We start from the raw sequence: 18,916 nt of genomic DNA on the forward strand, positions 1-18,916 counted from the left end.
AAGATCATGCTAAATGCAAATAAGATCAAATATGGAATGTTATATAACCATATTGAGCATACCTTATACAAAACCATGGTGCTACTTTTTGTCCACTGTTCAATTTAACTAAAAATTCATTCGGTTAAATAACATAACATTCGAAAAAAAGGGAAAGTTGACTTCAAGCAGTACTGTGGAGCCGCTTTGTTTAGCGCACTATGTATAAGGGTTTTAAATTATGGCAAATTTAAACTCAGCGAATAAAAAAGGGATCAGTATCTTTGCCCTTGCGATGTTGAATATTGTCGCTGTGGTAAGTTTACGTGGATTACCAGCCGAAGCTGAATATGGTTTAAGTTCGATCTTCTACTATATTTTTGCAGCAGTGGTATTCCTCGTTCCGGTATCTCTTGTTGCCGCTGAATTAGCAACTGGTTGGTCAGAAAAAGGCGGTGTTTTCCGCTGGGTTGGTGAGGCGTTCGGTCCCCGTTTTGCTCTTATCGCTATGTTTATGTTATGGATTGAAGTTACAGTTTGGTTTCCAACCGCTCTAACATTCGGTTCTGTTTCTCTTGCTTTTGTTGGCCCAGATCAAACTTGGGACCAAGCCCTATCTCAGAATAAATTCTTTGTCTTAGGTATTGTGTTAGCCATCTATTGGATAGCAACCTTTATTGCCCTTCATGGTACAGCAGCTTTCTCAAAAGTGGCTAAATGGGGCGGCATGATTGGTACTGTAATTCCAGGTATCATTCTGATTGTTCTTGGCTTTTCTTATGTCTTTGCCGGAAATACGCCACAGATTGATTTAAGCTGGGATAAAGTGATTCCAGACTTTACCAACTTCAATAATGTGGTTCTCGCTGCCAGTATCTTCTTGTTCTATGCCGGTATGGAAATGAACGCCATCCACGTAAAAGAAGTTGATAATGCACCTCGAAACTACCCTATCGCTATCGCTATTGCAGCCATTGGTACCGTTTGTGTTTTCGTATTAGGTACATTAGCCATCGCTTTTGTTATCCCACAAAAAGACATCAACTTAACTCAAAGCCTATTAGTTGCATATGATGATATGTTTGCTTGGGCGGGTATCAGCTGGGCCGCACCAATTATGGCGGCATGTTTGGCTCTTGGTGTTCTAGCAGGTGTTGTTGGCTGGGTTGCAGGTCCTTCATCTGGTCTACTTGTGGTCGCAAAAGGTGGTTATCTTCCACGTTTTTGGCAATACACTAACAAACACGGTATGGCAACTCACATCATGCTTGCTCAAGCTCTATTGGTTACCTTGATTTCAACCGTATTTGTTGTCTTACCATCAGTACAAGCGGCTTACCAAATCCTTAGTCAGTTAACGGTTGTTTTATACCTCATCATGTATCTATTGATGTTTGCAGCGGCGATTCACCTTCGTTATAGCCAACCAAACCGTCCACGTCCATACCGTATCCCAGGTAAAGAAAACTCAGGTATGTGGTTAATTGGTGGTCTTGGCTTTATTGGTTCATTAACCGCGTTTCTATTCTCATTCATCCCACCAAGCCAAATCTCTGTTGGTAGCCCTGCAGAATATGTTGGCTTCTTAGTGGTACTAACTGTTGTCTTTGTTTCTGTTCCACTATTTATTTACAAAGCTCGTAAACCACACTGGAAAGATCCCGAAGTCACCGACTTTGCACCATTTACGTGGGAAATTGAAAATATCCACCCAGGGGTGATTAACCCTTCTGATAAAGCAACTCATACACTACATAATGCAAAATAAGGAGTGGAGTATGTCCAGTTGTCAGCATGATATTAGAACAGTAATGGAACAAGCGTTTGAACACTATAAGGATAACCATGAAGGTAAAAATGCCTCTTATATTCCTTATTTAGATTCCGTACCCAGTAATCTTGGTGGTATTGCGTTTGTTTCCGTAACCGGTGAAATCATTGATCTTTACGATGCTCATTACCCATTTGCCATAGAGTCAATCTCAAAAATTATGACAATGGGTCTAGCATTAGAACAAGTTGGTGCCCATTCAGTTCAAAGTAAAATTGGGGCAGATCCAACAGGGTTACCTTTTAATTCAGTTTTAGCTTTAGAACTGCATAAAGGTAAACCACTGACTCCATTGGTCAATGCAGGTGCAATTGCAACTGCAAGTCTTATCGATGCATCAGATAAAGAAGATAGATGGCAACAAATTATTGAGTTCCAAAGCCGATTAGCTGCGACTCAAATCCTACTCTCTGAAGAAGTGAATAATTCAGAACAAACAACAAATTTACATAATAGGGCAATAGCTTTACTGCTAGCTTCATCAAATCGAATCTATTCCGATCCATTAGAAGCTTGTGAAGTCTATACCCGTCAATGTTCAACCCTATTTGATTGCGTCAGTCTAGCAACAGTAGGTGCAACATTGGCAAATGGTGGTGTAAACCCTATCAGTCAAGAACAAGTATTACATCAAACTAACGTTCCCCATATTCTTGCCGAAATGGTTATGGAAGGTCTTTATGATACTTCTGGTGATTGGGCATATAGCGTTGGTTTACCAAGTAAAAGTGGTGTTGGCGGTGGATTACTTAGCGTGATTCCAAATGTTGGTGCAATCGCCGCATTCTCACCTCGATTAGATAAATATGGCAATAGTGTTCGAGGCCAGTTGATGATTAAGCAAGTTGCTAAAACCATGGGCTGGAATCTATTTAACTGTACTCAACACTTCGCAACAACCAAATAGGACACATAATTATGGCTATTCATGAAGTTAACCGTGAACAAGGCGCAGACCCTATTTTTGGATCCGATGCACTTTCTCATATTGCCTCTAGCAAAAAAATGCCTCAGCAAGAGCAATCACCACAAGCTATCTATCAAATGATTCGAGACGAACTCTATCTTGATGGTAATGCTCGTCAAAACCTAGCAACCTTCTGCCAAACTTGGGAAGAAGATGAAGTACATAAATTGATGGATCTTTCTATCGACAAGAACATGATCGACAAAGATGAATACCCTCAATCTGCTGAAATTGAAAACCGCTGTGTTCATATTCTAGCGGATTTATGGAATTCACCTGATTCAGTTACGACCATTGGTACTTCAACAACCGGTTCAAGTGAAGCGTGTATGTTAGGTGGTTTGGCCGCTCTTTGGCGTTGGCGTGCAAAACGTCAGGCTGAAGGTCAACCAACTGATAAGCCAAATATGGTATGTGGCCCAGTACAAGTCTGTTGGGAAAAATTTGCCCGTTACTGGGATATTGAAATGCGTCAAACCAAAATGGATGATGGTCACTATATGATGACACCTGAAGACATGTTGGAGCTGGTTGATGCCAATACTATTATGGTTGTCCCAACCTTCGGTCAAACCTTTACGGGTCTATATGAAACTGTAAAACCATTGTCTGATGCACTTGATACTTACGAGCATGATACTGGTAACTCTATTGATATTCACGTTGATGGTGCCAGTGGTGGTATGTTAGCACCATTCTGCGCGACTGATATTGAGCCATGGGATTTCCGTCTAGAGCGTGTGAAATCTATCAGTACCTCAGGCCATAAGTTCGGTTTAGCTCCTGTCGGTTGTGGTTGGGTTGTTTGGCGTAGTAAAGAAGATCTTCCTGAAGGTTTGATTTTCCACGTGAACTATTTAGGCGGAGACATGCCAACTTTCGCATTGAACTTCTCTCGCCCTGCAGGACAAATCATTGCTCAATACTATGATTTTCTTCGTCTAGGCTACGAAGGTTACCAACGTATCCACAATTCAAGCTATGACGTATGTCGCTACCTAGTACAAGAGCTCAATAAATTCGATCTCTTTGAGTTTATTTTTGATGGTAACCCTAAAAAAGGTATTCCTGCTATCTCGTGGCGATTAAAAGATCATGCGAATGTTTCATTTAGCCTATACGATCTTGCAGATCGACTACGTACCCGTGGTTGGTTAGTGCCTGCTTATAGCTTACCTGCCAACGCACAAAATATTGTGGTGCAACGTATTTTGGTTAAACAAGGATTCTCACAAGACCTTGCAAATCTACTCATTAAAGACTTCACTCGCAGCATCGAGTTTCTACAAACTCACGGTACAACTAAATGCAGTGAAGCCGATGTAAAATCATTTGATCATAGTGGTCGCTAAGACTTCTTACTGCTCTTTAAAAAACCTAACTTATTTATTAAATTAGGGTAATTGAAAGGCCAATTGTCTCTACAGTTGGCCTTTAGCATTATAAAAACAACATATTGTTTATCACTAAATTGTGAGGTGGTATCTCATAAAACGTAGATAGAGCAGGTTTAGTTCTATTTCTGTCTTGAAATTTTCCATGAGATCTCAACTATGTTTGTCCATATCATAGAACTTATCTGTATTTGCGCTTTTGCACTGAGTGCTGTGATCAGTGAAGCCAATCGGGGAAAAGATATCATCAGTGTTTTAGTGCTGGGATGGGTAACGGCATTAGGTGGCGGTACAGTTCGCGATGTTATCTTATCGACTGACCAAGTTTTCTGGATCAAAGATCCTTCGTATTTTTGGGCCGCTTTAATTAGCTCTTTAATTGGCTTTTTTATTGCAGGATCCTTACGGAAATTAAAAGCTGAGCGTCTTATCATCGTCTTGGATGCGATTGGTATTTCGATGTTTTCAGTACTTGTAACAAAAAACATGATTCATCAAGATTATGCCGCTTATGTCGCAATAACTATGGGTATGGTAACAGCCGTATTTGGTGGTGTTGTCAGAGACATTATTGTTAACCGCCCCACCATGTTTAATAACACTGAGTTTTATGCCACTCCTGTTATCTTAGGCTGCACCTTATTTGTGGTGTTCTCTCATTTGGGGATGAATGCTGATATCAATACCATTATCTGTATTGCTCTCATTATTTTCTTACGTATGTATATTGTGGTTAAGAAAAAAACGTTTCCAAGTTATCTACTATTGAAATAAAACTGAACTACCGCTCAGCTTTTATCTATCTTTTATTTCTAAAGCATATAACGAAAAAAAGCCTGACTCTTTCGAATCAGGCTTTCTCTAAATAAGTGGCGGAGCGGACGGGACTGCTATACCGAACATCAGCGCGTCCCCCTGCGTGACAGGCCGGCTTGCTCTTAAACAAAAAGCAAACCAACTGAATTACCGCTCAACTTTTATCTATCTTTATTTCTAAAGCATATAACGAAAAAAACCTGACTCTTTCGAATCAGGCTTTCTCTAAATAAGTGGCGGAGCGGACGGGACTGCTATACCGAAAATCAGCGCCCCCCGGCGTGACAGGCCGGCTTGCTCTTAAACAAAAAGCAAACCAACTGAACTACCGCTCAACTTTCATCTATCTTTTATTTATAAAGCATATAACGAAAAAAAGCCTGACTCTTTCGAATCAGGCTTTCTCTTAATAAGTGGCGGAGCGGACGGGACTGCTATACCGAACATCAGCGCGACCTCCGGCGTGACAGGCCGGCTTGCTCTTAAACAAAAAGCAAACCAACTGAACTACCGCTCAACTTTTATCTATTTTTATTTCTAAATCAATATAACGAAAAAAAGCCTGACTCTTTCGAATCAGGCTTTTCTAAATAAGTGGCGGAGCGGACGGGACTGCTATACCGAACATCAGCGCGACCTCCGGCGTGACAGGCCGGCTTGCTCTTAAACAAAAAGCAAACCAACTGAACTACCGCTCAACTTTCATCTATCTTTTATTTATAAAGCATATAACGAAAAAAAGCCTGACTCTTTCGAATCAGGCTTTTCTAAATAAGTGGCGGAGCGGACGGGACTCGAACCCGCGACCCCCGGCGTGACAGGCCGGTATTCTAACCAACTGAACTACCGCTCCACTCAAACTACCGTGTGTTCAGTACGATAGTTTAAATTGGGCGCTTGGCGATGTCCTACTCTCACATGGGGAGACCCCACACTACCATCGGCGCTGCTGCGTTTCACTTCTGAGTTCGGCATGGATTCAGGTGGGACCACAGCGCTAAGGTCGCCAAGCAAATTCTTTATTTCAAGCAGCGCTTGAAATAGCAATCTGGGAAAGTTAACTGGTTCTTAAACTTACATTCAAGTGTTTGTGGAGTCCGATAAAACCCCTTGGGTGTTGTATGGTTAAGCCTCACGGGCAATTAGTACAGGTTAGCTCAACGCCTCACAGCGCTTACACACCCTGCCTATCTACGTCGTAGTCTCCAACAACCCTTTAGGATACTTAAAGTATCAGGGATGACTCATCTTGAGGCTCGCTTCCCGCTTAGATGCTTTCAGCGGTTATCGATTCCGAACTTAGCTACCGGGCAATGCGTCTGGCGACACAACCCGAACACCAGAGGTTCGTCCACTCCGGTCCTCTCGTACTAGGAGCAGCCCCTCTCAATCATCCAACGCCCACGGCAGATAGGGACCGAACTGTCTCACGACGTTCTAAACCCAGCTCGCGTACCACTTTAAATGGCGAACAGCCATACCCTTGGGACCGACTTCAGCCCCAGGATGTGATGAGCCGACATCGAGGTGCCAAACACCGCCGTCGATATGAACTCTTGGGCGGTATCAGCCTGTTATCCCCGGAGTACCTTTTATCCGTTGAGCGATGGCCCTTCCATACAGAACCACCGGATCACTATGACCTGCTTTCGCACCTGCTCGAACCGTCATTCTCGCAGTTAAGCGGGCTTATGCCATTGCAACTAACCTCACGATGTCCGACCGTGATTAGCCCACCTTCGTGCTCCTCCGTTACTCTTTGGGAGGAGACCGCCCCAGTCAAACTACCCACCAGGCACTGTCCTCACCCCAGATAATGGGGCCAAGTTAGAACATCAACACTACAAGGGTGGTATTTCAAGGACGACTCCACGCAAACTGGCGTCTGCGTTTCAAAGTCTCCCACCTATCCTACACATGTAGGGTCAATGTTCAGTGCCAAGCTGTAGTAAAGGTTCACGGGGTCTTTCCGTCTAGCCGCGGGTACGCTGCATCTTCACAGCGATTTCAATTTCACTGAGTCTCGGGTGGAGACAGCGTGGCCATCATTACGCCATTCGTGCAGGTCGGAACTTACCCGACAAGGAATTTCGCTACCTTAGGACCGTTATAGTTACGGCCGCCGTTTACCGGGGCTTCGATCAAGAGCTTCGACTTACGTCTAACCCCATCAATTAACCTTCCGGCACCGGGCAGGCGTCACACCGTATACGTCATCTTTCGATTTTGCACAGTGCTGTGTTTTTAATAAACAGTTGCAGCCACCTGGTATCTGCGACTCTCGACAGCTCCATCCGCGAGGGACTTCACCGTTAAGAGCGTACCTTCTCCCGAAGTTACGGTACCATTTTGCCTAGTTCCTTCACCCGAGTTCTCTCAAGCGCCTTGGTATTCTCTACCCGACCACCTGTGTCGGTTTGGGGTACGATTTCTTACTATCTGAAGCTTAGAGGCTTTTCCCGGAAGCATGGCATCAATGACTTCGCTACCGTAGTAGCTCGACATCGTATCTCAGTGTTAATGATGAACCGGATTTGCCTAATTCATCCACCTACGTACTTGGACCTGGACAACCGTCGCCAGGCTCACCTAGCCTTCTCCGTCCCCCCATCGCAATAGTAAGAAGTACGGGAATATTAACCCGTTTCCCATCGACTACGCCTTTCGGCCTCGCCTTAGGGGTCGACTCACCCTGCCCCGATTAACGTTGGACAGGAACCCTTGGTCTTCCGGCGAGGGAGTTTTTCACTCCCTTTGTCGTTACTCATGTCAGCATTCGCACTTCTGATACCTCCAGCATGCTTTACAACACACCTTCAACGGCTTACAGAACGCTCCCCTACCCAATGTGCAAAGCACATTGCCGCAGCTTCGGTGTATAGCTTAGCCCCGTTAAATCTTCCGCGCAGGCCGACTCGACCAGTGAGCTATTACGCTTTCTTTAAATGATGGCTGCTTCTAAGCCAACATCCTGGCTGTCTGAGCCTTCCCACATCGTTTCCCACTTAGCTATAACTTTGGGACCTTAGCTGGCGGTCTGGGTTGTTTCCCTCTTCACGACGGACGTTAGCACCCGCCGTGTGTCTCCCGGATAGTACTTACTGGTATTCGGAGTTTGCAAAGGGTTGGTAAGTCGGGATGACCCCCTAGCCTTAACAGTGCTCTACCCCCAGTAGTATTCGTCCGAGGCGCTACCTAAATAGCTTTCGGGGAGAACCAGCTATCTCCGAGTTTGATTGGCCTTTCACCCCTAGCCACAAGTCATCCGCTAATTTTTCAACATTAGTCGGTTCGGTCCTCCAATTGATGTTACTCAATCTTCAACCTGCCCATGGCTAGATCACTCGGTTTCGGGTCTAATCCTAGCAACTATGACGCCCAGTTAAGACTCGGTTTCCCTACGGCTCCCCTAGATGGTTAACCTTGCTACTAAAATTAAGTCGCTGACCCATTATACAAAAGGTACGCAGTCACAGGACAAGCCTGCTCCTACTGCTTGTACGTACACGGTTTCAGGTTCTATTTCACTCCCCTCACAGGGGTACTTTTCGCCTTTCCCTCACGGTACTGGTTCACTATCGGTCAGTCAGGAGTATTTAGCCTTGGAGGATGGTCCCCCCATATTCAGACAGGATAACACGTGTCCCGTCCTACTCGATTTCACTGATAAAGCGTTGTTGGTTACGGGGCTATCACCCTTTATTGCCATGCTTTCCAGCATGTTCACCTAACGCAAGATTAGCTTAAGGGCTAATCCGGTTTCGCTCGCCGCTACTGCCGGAATCTCGGTTGATTTCTCTTCCTCGGGGTACTTAGATGTTTCAGTTCCCCCGGTTCGCCTCACAATGCTATGAATTCACATTGAGATAACTGCTTATGCAGTTGGGTTTCCCCATTCGGAAATCGTAGACTCAAGTGGCTCTTACTGCCTCATCTACGCTTATCGCAAGTTAGTACGTCCTTCATCGCCTCTGACTGCCCAGGCATCCACCGTGTACGCTTAGTCACTTAACCATACAACCCCAAGAGGTTTCGTATGGCTCAACAACCAAGGTTTTTATGTTTTCGCCGGACTCTTACACAAGACACTTGAATGTGTTTGTTTTGAGAACTCGTTTTTATCTTTCGATAAAAACTTAAAATAAATCAATCATTCGATTGAATTTACTAGTCAGCTTTCCAGATTGTTAAAGAGCATTGTGTTTCTTTCGAACCACTTCTTAAAGACACTAGGTAGTGTGTTTAAGAAGTGGTGGAGCTATGCGGGATCGAACCGCAGACCTCCTGCGTGCAAGGCAGGCGCTCTCCCAGCTGAGCTATAACCCCATCGAAACAAAAGACTTAACCATCACTTTCTCTGGGAGAGAAAGTGGTGGGTCTGAGTGGACTCGAACCACCGACCTCACCCTTATCAGGGGTGCGCTCTAACCACCTGAGCTACAGACCCAAGTCTTTTTGCGTTCTTTACTATTAACCAAGCAATCTGTGTGGACACTGCGTAAAACGCAGTCTTTTTTGTAAGGAGGTGATCCAGCCCCAGGTTCCCCTAGGGCTACCTTGTTACGACTTCACCCCAGTCATGAACCACACCGTGGTAAACGCCCTCCCGAAGGTTAAGCTATCTACTTCTGGTGCAGCCCACTCCCATGGTGTGACGGGCGGTGTGTACAAGGCCCGGGAACGTATTCACCGTGGCATTCTGATCCACGATTACTAGCGATTCCGACTTCACGGAGTCGAGTTGCAGACTCCGATCCGGACTACGACATACTTTCTGGGATTCGCTCCACCTCGCGGTCTTGCTGCCCTCTGTATATGCCATTGTAGCACGTGTGTAGCCCTACTCGTAAGGGCCATGATGACTTGACGTCGTCCCCACCTTCCTCCGGTTTATCACCGGCAGTCTCCCTGGAGTTCCCACCCGAAGTGCTGGCAAACAAGGATAAGGGTTGCGCTCGTTGCGGGACTTAACCCAACATTTCACAACACGAGCTGACGACAGCCATGCAGCACCTGTCTCAGAGTTCCCGAAGGCACGCTCGAATCTCTTCAAGCTTCTCTGGATGTCAAGAGTAGGTAAGGTTCTTCGCGTTGCATCGAATTAAACCACATGCTCCACCGCTTGTGCGGGCCCCCGTCAATTCATTTGAGTTTTAATCTTGCGACCGTACTCCCCAGGCGGTCTACTTAACGCGTTAGCTCCGAAAGCCACGGCTCAAGGCCACAACCTCCAAGTAGACATCGTTTACGGCGTGGACTACCAGGGTATCTAATCCTGTTTGCTCCCCACGCTTTCGCATCTGAGCGTCAGTCTTTGTCCAGGGGGCCGCCTTCGCCACTGGTATTCCTTCAGATCTCTACGCATTTCACCGCTACACCTGAAATTCTACCCCCCTCTACAAGACTCTAGCCTGCCAGTTTCAAATGCAATTCCGAGGTTAAGCCCCGGGCTTTCACATCTGACTTAACAGGCCGCCTGCATGCGCTTTACGCCCAGTAATTCCGATTAACGCTCGCACCCTCCGTATTACCGCGGCTGCTGGCACGGAGTTAGCCGGTGCTTCTTCTGTAGGTAACGTCAAATAATGCAGGTGTTAACTACACTACCTTCCTCCCTACTGAAAGTGCTTTACAACCCGAAGGCCTTCTTCACACACGCGGCATGGCTGCATCAGGGTTTCCCCCATTGTGCAATATTCCCCACTGCTGCCTCCCGTAGGAGTCTGGACCGTGTCTCAGTTCCAGTGTGGCTGATCATCCTCTCAGACCAGCTAGGGATCGTTGCCTTGGTGAGCCATTACCTCACCAACAAGCTAATCCCACCTGGGCTAATCCTGACGCGAGAGGCCCGAAGGTCCCCCTCTTTGCTCCGAAGAGATTATGCGGTATTAGCTATCGTTTCCAATAGTTATCCCCCACATCAGGGCATATTCCCAGGCATTACTCACCCGTCCGCCGCTCGCCGCCCTTAACGTTCCCCGAAGGTTCAGTTAAGTCGCTGCCGCTCGACTTGCATGTGTTAGGCCTGCCGCCAGCGTTCAATCTGAGCCATGATCAAACTCTTCAATTAAAGTTTTGTTGTATCTGACGATACGGCTCAATGAATACTGTTAATTCATCATAAATGATGAATGAATTGACTGTGCTGATACCGAAGTATCAATTTGGTCACTCAGTTTCATTGATTAAATCTTTTAGACTAAATCATTTCACGAGTGCCCACACAGATTGCATGGTCAAATTGTTAAAGAACAATACTGACTTTCGGTAACCGCTTGCGCCGTCGTCCGTGTCAGTGAGGTCGCATTATAGGGAGATTTTCTTTTCTGACAAGCATAAAAACCAAATAATTTACCAACCGCTTAAGATGCAACCAAGATTGCACTAATTTGCAGAATATCCGCCCTATTCGACGATAATTATCAAGTGAAGCATTCAAATGAAAGCATCAAAACCGACTTCAAATATTACTCAACCGCAATAAAAAAGCGCCCTACTCCATATGAATAAGGCGCTTTTCCAGATGACATTAATTAAAGATTACTGTTTAGCGACAATCTGGCCGTCTTCAGCACTCACCACAATCACTTTACCAGGAAGTAATTTACCGGAAAGAATATCTTGTGCTAATGCATTCTCAATATATTGCTGAATCGCACGTTTAAGTGGACGAGCACCATATACAGGGTCAAAACCAGCTTCAGCGATCAAATCTAAAGCACTTTCATCAACATCAAGGCGGTAATCTTTTTCCGCTAAACGTTTCTGTAAACGTGCCAACTGAATATTTGCAATATGCTTAATATTGTCCTGACCCAATGGGTGGAATACAACAGTCTCATCAACACGGTTAATAAATTCTGGACGGAAATGTTGACCAACAACATCCATAACCAATGCTTTTAAGCCTTCATAATCCAAGCTACCAAAATGCTCTTGGATACGATCTGAACCTAGGTTTGACGTCATAATGATCACCGTATTACGGAAATCAACAGTACGACCTTGACCATCAGTTAGACGACCATCATCTAATACCTGAAGTAAAATATTAAATACATCAGGGTGTGCTTTTTCAACTTCATCAAGTAGAACAACAGAATAAGGGCGACGACGAACCGCCTCGGTTAAATAACCCCCTTCTTCATAACCCACATAGCCTGGAGGCGCACCAACAAGACGAGATACAGAGTGTTTCTCCATAAACTCAGACATATCAATACGAACCATGGCATCTTCACTATCAAATAAGAAGTTAGCCAGTGACTTACACAGTTCGGTTTTACCAACCCCTGTTGGACCTAAGAATAAGAAAGAACCAATTGGACGATTTGGATCAGCAAGACCCGCTCGACTACGGCGAATCGCATTGGCAACCGCATCTACCGCTTCATTCTGACCAATGACTCGACGGTGCAACTCTTCTTCCATACGAAGTAACTTATCACGCTCACCTTCCAGCATTTTAGCCACAGGAATACCCGTTGCTTTTGATAGCACATCAGCAATTTCAGTATCCGTTACTTTATTTTTCAGTAACGTCATCTCCTGCATTTCTGCTTGAGCGGCTAAATCAAGTTGCTTCTCTAATTCAGGAATACGTCCATATTGCAATTCGGACATACGATTTAGATCGCCTGCACGTCGTGCGATTTCAACATCGGTACGAGCCTGTTCAAGTTCAGCCTTAATATGTTGAGTACCAGATAGTGCAGCTTTTTCAGCATTCCACACTTCTTCAAGCTCAGCATATTCACGCTCTTTAAGATCCAGCTCTTCTAGCAAATCACTCAAACGTTTTTGACTTGCTTCATCACTCTCTTTTTCTAACGCCTGTTGCTCTATCTTAAGTTGAATAATACGACGCTCAAGACGATCCAAAGACTCAGGCTTAGAGTCAATCTGCATACGAATACTTGATGCAGCCTCATCAATTAAATCAATCGCCTTATCAGGTAACTGTCGATCTGAGATATAACGATGAGACAGTGTTGCCGCAGCAACGATTGCAGGATCCGTAATTTCAACATGGTGATGAAGCTCATAACGCTCTTTCAAACCACGTAAAATTGCAATGGTATCTTCAACACTTGGCTCTTCCACCAGCACTTTTTGGAAACGACGCTCAAGAGCTGGGTCTTTCTCTACGTACTGACGGTATTCATCAAGCGTTGTAGCACCGACACAGTGAAGTTCACCACGAGCTAGCGCAGGCTTTAACATATTACCTGCATCCATTGAGCCTTCGCCTTTACCCGCACCAACCATAGTATGGATCTCATCGATAAAGAGAATCACACTACCGTCTTCTTGCGATAGCTCATTGAGCACGGCTTTTAAACGCTCTTCGAATTCACCACGGAACTTAGCACCAGCAATCAGTGAACCCATATCAAGGGAAAGAACACGTTTATTACGCAATCCTTCTGGTACTTCACCATTGACGATACGTAAAGCCAAACCTTCAACGATGGCTGTTTTACCCACACCTGGTTCACCAATAAGAACCGGGTTATTTTTAGTACGGCGTTGCAACACCTGAATAGTACGACGAATTTCTTCATCACGACCAATGACAGGATCTAACTTACCTTGTTCAGCTCGCGCAGTTAAATCAACAGTGTATTTCTCTAACGCTTGGCGGTTCTCTTCTGCATTAGCATCATCCACTTTTTGACCACCACGAACTTTATCTATCGCCTGCTCTACTGTATTGGCAGTAAGGCGGAATTCTTTCAGTAATTGACCAAGCGGCCCTTTATCTTCAACTGCAGCTAAAATAAACAACTCAGAAGAGATAAACTTATCTTGTCGCTTTTGTGCCAATTTATCGCACATATTAAGCAGTGCGCCCAAGTCACGAGATAACTGAACCTCACCGCCAATGCCTGTTACTTTTGGCATGCGATCTAACATTTCAGCAAGACGAGAGCGAAGCTGGGTAATATCTACCCCCAACATGGTTAGCAATGGACGAATCGTGCTGCCATCTTGGTTAAGAAGAGCCACCATAAGGTGAGCAGGTTCGATATACTGATGGTCGCGGCCAAGAGCTAGCGACTGCGCATCAGAGATCGCTGTTTGAAACTTGCTAGTAAATCTATCTAGACGCATAAATGTCCTCCAGTATTGGAAATCTTGTATCGAAATAATTTCGTTATATTTCTTATATGGATTCGGAGAAGGTATTTTTCAAGCGTAATAATCGATAGAAATTAAAAATAAAAAAAGGCGTACATAATCCGGTACACCCTTTGAGATTTTCGCAATGTTATGAGCGGTTAACGCAACCAAATTAAGGAAGCCTGACGACCCGTTCTTGCAGCCCTACGATAAGAAAAGAACTGCGGGTCTTGGTAAGTACAATATTCCCCACCATAAACCTGAGTAACACCATGACGAGCCAGACGTTGACGAGCTAATTGGTAAAGATCGGCAAACCATTTACCTTCAACAGCAGGATTTGCTACAAAAGCAAGATGTGCTTGAGGATCTTCAGCCATAAATTGCTCTCTTACCTCTCCTCCAACTTCAAAAGCTTGAGGGCCAATAGCAGGGCCTAACCACGCCATTATCTGCTCTGGTTCAGAACTAAATTGCGCTATTGCATTATCAATCACACCACCAGCAAGCCCTCGCCATCCAGCATGAACCGCAGCGACTTCAGTCCCTTCGCTATTACACAACAAAACAGGTAAACAATCTGCGGTCATTACTACACAAGCAAGTCCTGATACTCGGGTAAAACTCCCATCAGCATCAGGCGTCTCGGTTAATGGCTGTGATAAGTTTAACACTGTCGGGCTATGGATCTGATTTAACCATGCTGGTGTTTGTGTTAATTGACAACTTTGCATTACCCGTTGACGGTTTTGTTCAACCGCTAACGGGTTATCATCAACATGAAGACCAAGATTTAACTGATCAAATGGTGCCAAACTTACACCACCAACTCGTGTTGTGCTTATTGCTGCGACATTTGTTGGCGCGGGCCAGTTTGGTTTAATCCACATAATCAGTAATCATCCTCATCGTTGAGCTCTTTGTCTTTACGAAGAATATCAATCATCGCCACCATATCATTTGGTAACGGAGCGTGCCATTCCATTAACTCACCAGTAATTGGGTGAGTTAGACGTAACATACGAGCATGAAGCGCCTGTCGGTCAAATGCGCGCAATGCTTGGATTAACTCATCAGAAGCGTTACGCGGCGGACGTGGACGACCACCATAGGTAGCATCACCAACTAACGGGTGAGTCAGATATGACATATGAACACGGATCTGGTGCGTACGACCTGTTTCCAGACGCAGAACAATACGAGTGTGCTCACGGAAATGCTCTGCAACACGGTAATGGGTGATTGCAGGCTTACCCAATTCGTGGACTGCCATACAAGTACGCTTAGTTGAGTGACGACCGATCGCCTTTTCAACCGTACCACCACCTGTCATCTTGCCCATTGCAATGGCTTCATACTCACGGGTGATATTGCGTTTTTGTAGTGCACGAACCAAACGAGTTTGTGCCTGAACGGTTTTCGCAACCACCATCAGACCCGTAGTATCTTTATCTAGACGGTGAACGATACCCGCACGAGGCACTTCAGCAAGAGAAGGACAGTGCCATAATAAAGCATTAAGTACCGTACCATCTGGCGTACCAGCACCAGGGTGTACAACGAAGTCACGAGGTTTGTTAATAACAATGATATCGTCATCTTCATAAACAATATCAAGCGGGATATCCTGAGCTTCCCAACGAACTTCATCTTCGATTTCAGCGTTAATAACAAGTTGCTCACCACCCATCATTTTGATACGAGGTTTATCGATGATTTCGCCATCGACCGCAACTTTGCCTGCTAAAATCCAATCTTTAATGCGCGTTCGCGAATAATCTGGATATAATTCAGCGATAACCTGATCGAGACGCTTGCCTAGTTGGCTATCATTTACTGTATTTGTTAATTCTATTTGCTGTGCCATAGAGAACTTTTTCAAAAAGCGTGAGACTAATTGCCATACGCTGCGTAAAATATATCAACCCAAACGACTGCTTGGTGTTAACCTAATAGTAGTATTGTATCTGTTAACGGGTCAGACCGTAATGGATCCGTAGAAATAAAATTTTCAAACAAGGAAACTGACGCCGCAATGAAACGCCTGACACTGACGACTCTTCTTGCCGTAGCCATTCTTTCAGGCTGTTCTAGCACTGAAGAAGTTGTGCCGGATGTACCACCTTCAGAACTATACGCTACTGCGCAAGAATCACTGCAAAGCGGTAACTGGTCGCAAGCGATTGAACGCCTAGAAACTCTAGACTCTCGTTATCCATTCGGTGCGTATTCAGACCAAGTTCAATTGGATCTGATTTATGCATACTACAAAAATGACGATCTTGCTATGAGTGAGGCTACCATAAATCGATTTATGCGCCTAAACCCAATCAATCCAAAATCGGATTGGGTATTATACATGCTTGGCCTAACTCATATGGCACAAGATCGCAGTTTTATGCATGATCTGTTTAATGTTGACCGTAGCGATCGCGATCCAACCGCAGCTCGCCAAGCATTCCGCGACTTCCAAGTCTTATTACAGCGCTACCCTAATAGCGAATATTCTGCCGATGCTAAAGCTCGTATGGTGTTCTTGAAGAACCGTCTAGCAAACTATGATCTTGCTGTTGCCGATTTCTACATTCGTCGTGGCGCATGGATTGCGGCGATTAATCGCTGTGAACAAGTCCAACGTCTATACGATGATACAGAAGCGGCTCGTAAATCACTGCTACTAGAAAAGAAAGCTTACGAAAAACTGGGAATGCAAAAAGAAGTCGAGCGTACACAAAAGTACATTGACTTAAACCCGGTCAAATAAGTGTTCTCAAGAAATAAAAAATGGCAGTGATAAGTTCACTGCCATTTTTATATCTGTAACAATCAGAGATGAGATATCTCATTAAATTGAGATTTTTATTTAAAAAAACGAAAGTTAAGCCTGAATAAAATCTGCATATTTTTCATACAAGCTTTTGTTTTAAATCGGATAAAATCCCTAGTCAGCACCAGCCGCTAGCAATCTTGATTCCTCCATACTGCCTCAAAATCAAATCTAAACTCAAGAACTTTTTATCAACTTTTTTGCTACATTATTGAATGAGTCACAGAATTTTCGGTTTAAATTTATTAAAAACCAAAATGTGATCTACATCACATTATTAAAGCCTAATTTTAGTAATCTGAACTCAACCCAACGGAGGGTAGCAATAGAGGAAGTTACTTATGACACTAGAAATTACTGGCAAAAACATTGATGTTACCCCTGCTATCCGTGAGCGCTTTGAGTTTAAGTTTAATAAACTAGAAAAATTCCAAGTGCCATTTATTAAGAAACATGTGGTAATTGGACAAGAGCCGAACAAGCTATTTAAAGTAGAAGTGACTACTGCAATTCCAGGCGGCCAACTTGTAGCTTCAGCTGAACACGAAGACCTATTTGGTGCAATCACCGAGGTATACCAAAAACTAGAGCGTCAGCTTAAAAAGCAAGCTCATAAACCAACAGCTCGTCGCGCAAGCCACAGTGAGAAACCAGAACTAGCAGAAGAAGAAGTAGATCTGACTGAAGAGTTCGAAGAATAATCGTATAGATAAAGGAATTTAATAATGACCCCGCCATTGAGCGGGGTTGTTTGTATTGGAAACAGGGAACAATGACCATGACTGAACCGACCTACTCTCTTGATGAAATTCGCTTGCGTGTCAGCCAGATCGATAACCAATTGCTAGAATTACTTGCTCAACGACGTCAACTCAGCTTAGAAGTTGCGAAAAGCAAAATAAGCACGGCGAAACCTGTACGAGACAAAGCGAGAGAGCATGATTTACTACTTAAACTGATCGAAACAGGAAAAGAAAAACAGCTCGATCCTCAATACGTGACTCAACTGTTTCATACCATCATTGAAGATTCTGTCTTATACCAACAAGGCTTTTTGCAGCAGTTGATCAATCCAGAAAATGCACAGCCATCAGCACGAATAGCCTTCTTAGGCAGTAAGGGCTCATACTCACACTTGGCTAGCTTAAATTATTTTAGCCGTAAGCAAACTCAACTATTAGAGATGAGCTGCTCCTCATTTCGAGATGTGATTAATGAAGTTGAGTTGGGCCATGCCGATTACGGTGTTCTTCCAATTGAAAATACTAGTTCAGGTTCGATTAACGAGGTATACGATCTCCTGCAACATACTAGCTTATCGATTGTTGGAGAAATTACTCAACCGATAGAACATTGCTTATTAACAGCCGTCGAAACTCAATTAGAGGCTATTGATACGCTCTATTCTCACCCACAACCCCATCAACAGTGCAGCGAATTTGTCCACCAGCTCGGTGAGATCAAACAAGAATATTGCTCAAGTACAGCCGATGCGATGAAAATTGTCGCCGAACTGTCTCAGCCCAATATTGCAGCAATAGGTAACGCTACCAGTGGTGAGATGTATGGTCTTTACTCATTAACCGAACACATCGCCAATCAAGAACAAAATTTTACCCGCTTTATTGTGGTTGCTCGTAAAGCCATTGATGTGACACCGCTAATTCCTGCAAAAACCACTTTTATTATGTCTACAGGTCAAAGCGCAGGTTCTTTAGTTGAATGCTTACTGATCTTGAAAAATCATAATATCAATATGGCCAAACTTGAATCTCGCCCAGTGATGGGAAATCCATGGGAAGAGATGTTCTATGTTGATGTAGAAGAAAATATAAAATCAGAGATGATGCAACAAGCAATGGAAGAGTTAAGTCAGGTCACTCGATTTATTAAGGTACTGGGGTGCTACGCCACAGAAAACGTGAAGCCAACAGAAGTGACTATCGACTAAGCCCCATAAAACAAACCCGCAACTTCTC

General features: G+C 44.3%; 10 protein-coding genes, 3 tRNA genes and 3 rRNA genes. 7 read left to right on the forward strand and 9 right to left on the reverse strand.

Features of this window, described 5'->3' with window-relative positions:
* Positions 1-220: 220 nt before the first annotated feature.
* From gadC to WAX86_RS12135, 4 genes are all read left to right on the forward strand, one after another.
* Entirely contained in the window at positions 221-1,747 is a 1,527-nt protein-coding gene (gadC, locus tag WAX86_RS12120) for a putative glutamine/gamma-aminobutyrate antiporter GadC (RefSeq protein ID WP_075984885.1), read from the forward strand.
* Positions 1,748-1,757: 10 nt separating this feature from the next.
* Entirely contained in the window at positions 1,758-2,717 is a 960-nt protein-coding gene (gene glsA, locus WAX86_RS12125) for a glutaminase A (protein WP_044174569.1), read from the forward strand.
* A gap of 11 nt (positions 2,718-2,728) precedes the next feature.
* On the forward strand, positions 2,729-4,129 hold the full coding sequence (locus WAX86_RS12130; RefSeq protein ID WP_005297864.1) for a glutamate decarboxylase: 1,401 nt from the start codon (positions 2,729-2,731) through the stop codon (positions 4,127-4,129).
* 201 nt (positions 4,130-4,330) lie between these two features.
* The gene (locus WAX86_RS12135; RefSeq protein ID WP_005297863.1) at positions 4,331-4,945 is read left to right on the forward strand and encodes a trimeric intracellular cation channel family protein; all 615 of its coding nucleotides are present in this window, start codon (positions 4,331-4,333) and stop codon (positions 4,943-4,945) included.
* Positions 4,946-5,763: 818 nt separating this feature from the next.
* Here the strand turns inward: WAX86_RS12135 and WAX86_RS12140 are convergent.
* From WAX86_RS12140 to rluD, 9 genes are all read right to left on the reverse strand, one after another.
* A tRNA-Asp gene (locus tag WAX86_RS12140) sits at positions 5,764-5,840 on the reverse strand.
* Between the two features lie 42 nt (positions 5,841-5,882).
* A 5S ribosomal RNA gene (gene rrf / locus WAX86_RS12145) occupies positions 5,883-5,998 on the reverse strand.
* 110 nt (positions 5,999-6,108) lie between these two features.
* Positions 6,109-9,001, reverse strand: a 23S ribosomal RNA gene (locus tag WAX86_RS12150).
* A gap of 236 nt (positions 9,002-9,237) precedes the next feature.
* A tRNA-Ala gene (locus WAX86_RS12155) sits at positions 9,238-9,313 on the reverse strand.
* A 44-nt stretch (positions 9,314-9,357) separates the two neighbouring features.
* Positions 9,358-9,434: transfer RNA gene (locus WAX86_RS12160), tRNA-Ile, on the reverse strand.
* A 71-nt stretch (positions 9,435-9,505) separates the two neighbouring features.
* Positions 9,506-11,057 (reverse strand): 16S ribosomal RNA (locus WAX86_RS12165).
* The 16S, 23S and 5S rRNA genes sit together here with 3 tRNA genes alongside, the layout of an rRNA operon.
* Before the next feature lie 470 nt (positions 11,058-11,527).
* Positions 11,528-14,101, reverse strand: a complete 2,574-nt coding sequence (clpB, locus tag WAX86_RS12170; RefSeq protein ID WP_065170627.1) for an ATP-dependent chaperone ClpB — start codon at positions 14,099-14,101, stop codon at positions 11,528-11,530.
* Between the two features lie 167 nt (positions 14,102-14,268).
* Positions 14,269-15,000 (reverse strand): peptidoglycan editing factor PgeF, encoded by a 732-nt coding sequence (pgeF, locus tag WAX86_RS12175; RefSeq protein ID WP_237035076.1) that lies wholly within the window; start codon positions 14,998-15,000, stop codon positions 14,269-14,271.
* A 2-nt stretch (positions 15,001-15,002) separates the two neighbouring features.
* Entirely contained in the window at positions 15,003-15,977 is a 975-nt protein-coding gene (gene rluD / locus WAX86_RS12180) for a 23S rRNA pseudouridine(1911/1915/1917) synthase RluD (protein WP_005297860.1), read from the reverse strand.
* Between the two features lie 168 nt (positions 15,978-16,145).
* Here rluD and bamD point away from each other — a divergent pair, with 168 nt between their 5' ends.
* The 3 genes from bamD to pheA all read left to right on the forward strand — a co-directional run bounded on the left by bamD (position 16,146) and on the right by pheA (position 18,888).
* A complete protein-coding gene (gene bamD / locus WAX86_RS12185; RefSeq protein ID WP_044174557.1) occupies positions 16,146-16,874 on the forward strand; it encodes an outer membrane protein assembly factor BamD in 729 nt (242 codons plus the stop codon).
* Between the two features lie 404 nt (positions 16,875-17,278).
* On the forward strand, positions 17,279-17,638 hold the full coding sequence (gene hpf, locus WAX86_RS12190) for a ribosome hibernation-promoting factor, HPF/YfiA family (protein WP_005297857.1): 360 nt from the start codon (positions 17,279-17,281) through the stop codon (positions 17,636-17,638).
* A gap of 77 nt (positions 17,639-17,715) precedes the next feature.
* Positions 17,716-18,888, forward strand: a complete 1,173-nt coding sequence (pheA, locus tag WAX86_RS12195; RefSeq protein WP_341488861.1) for a prephenate dehydratase — start codon at positions 17,716-17,718, stop codon at positions 18,886-18,888.
* Positions 18,889-18,916: the final 28 nt, after the last annotated feature.

This window comes from Photobacterium damselae subsp. damselae (assembly GCF_038086725.1).
Taxonomy (GTDB): Bacteria; Pseudomonadota; Gammaproteobacteria; order Enterobacterales; family Vibrionaceae; genus Photobacterium; species Photobacterium damselae.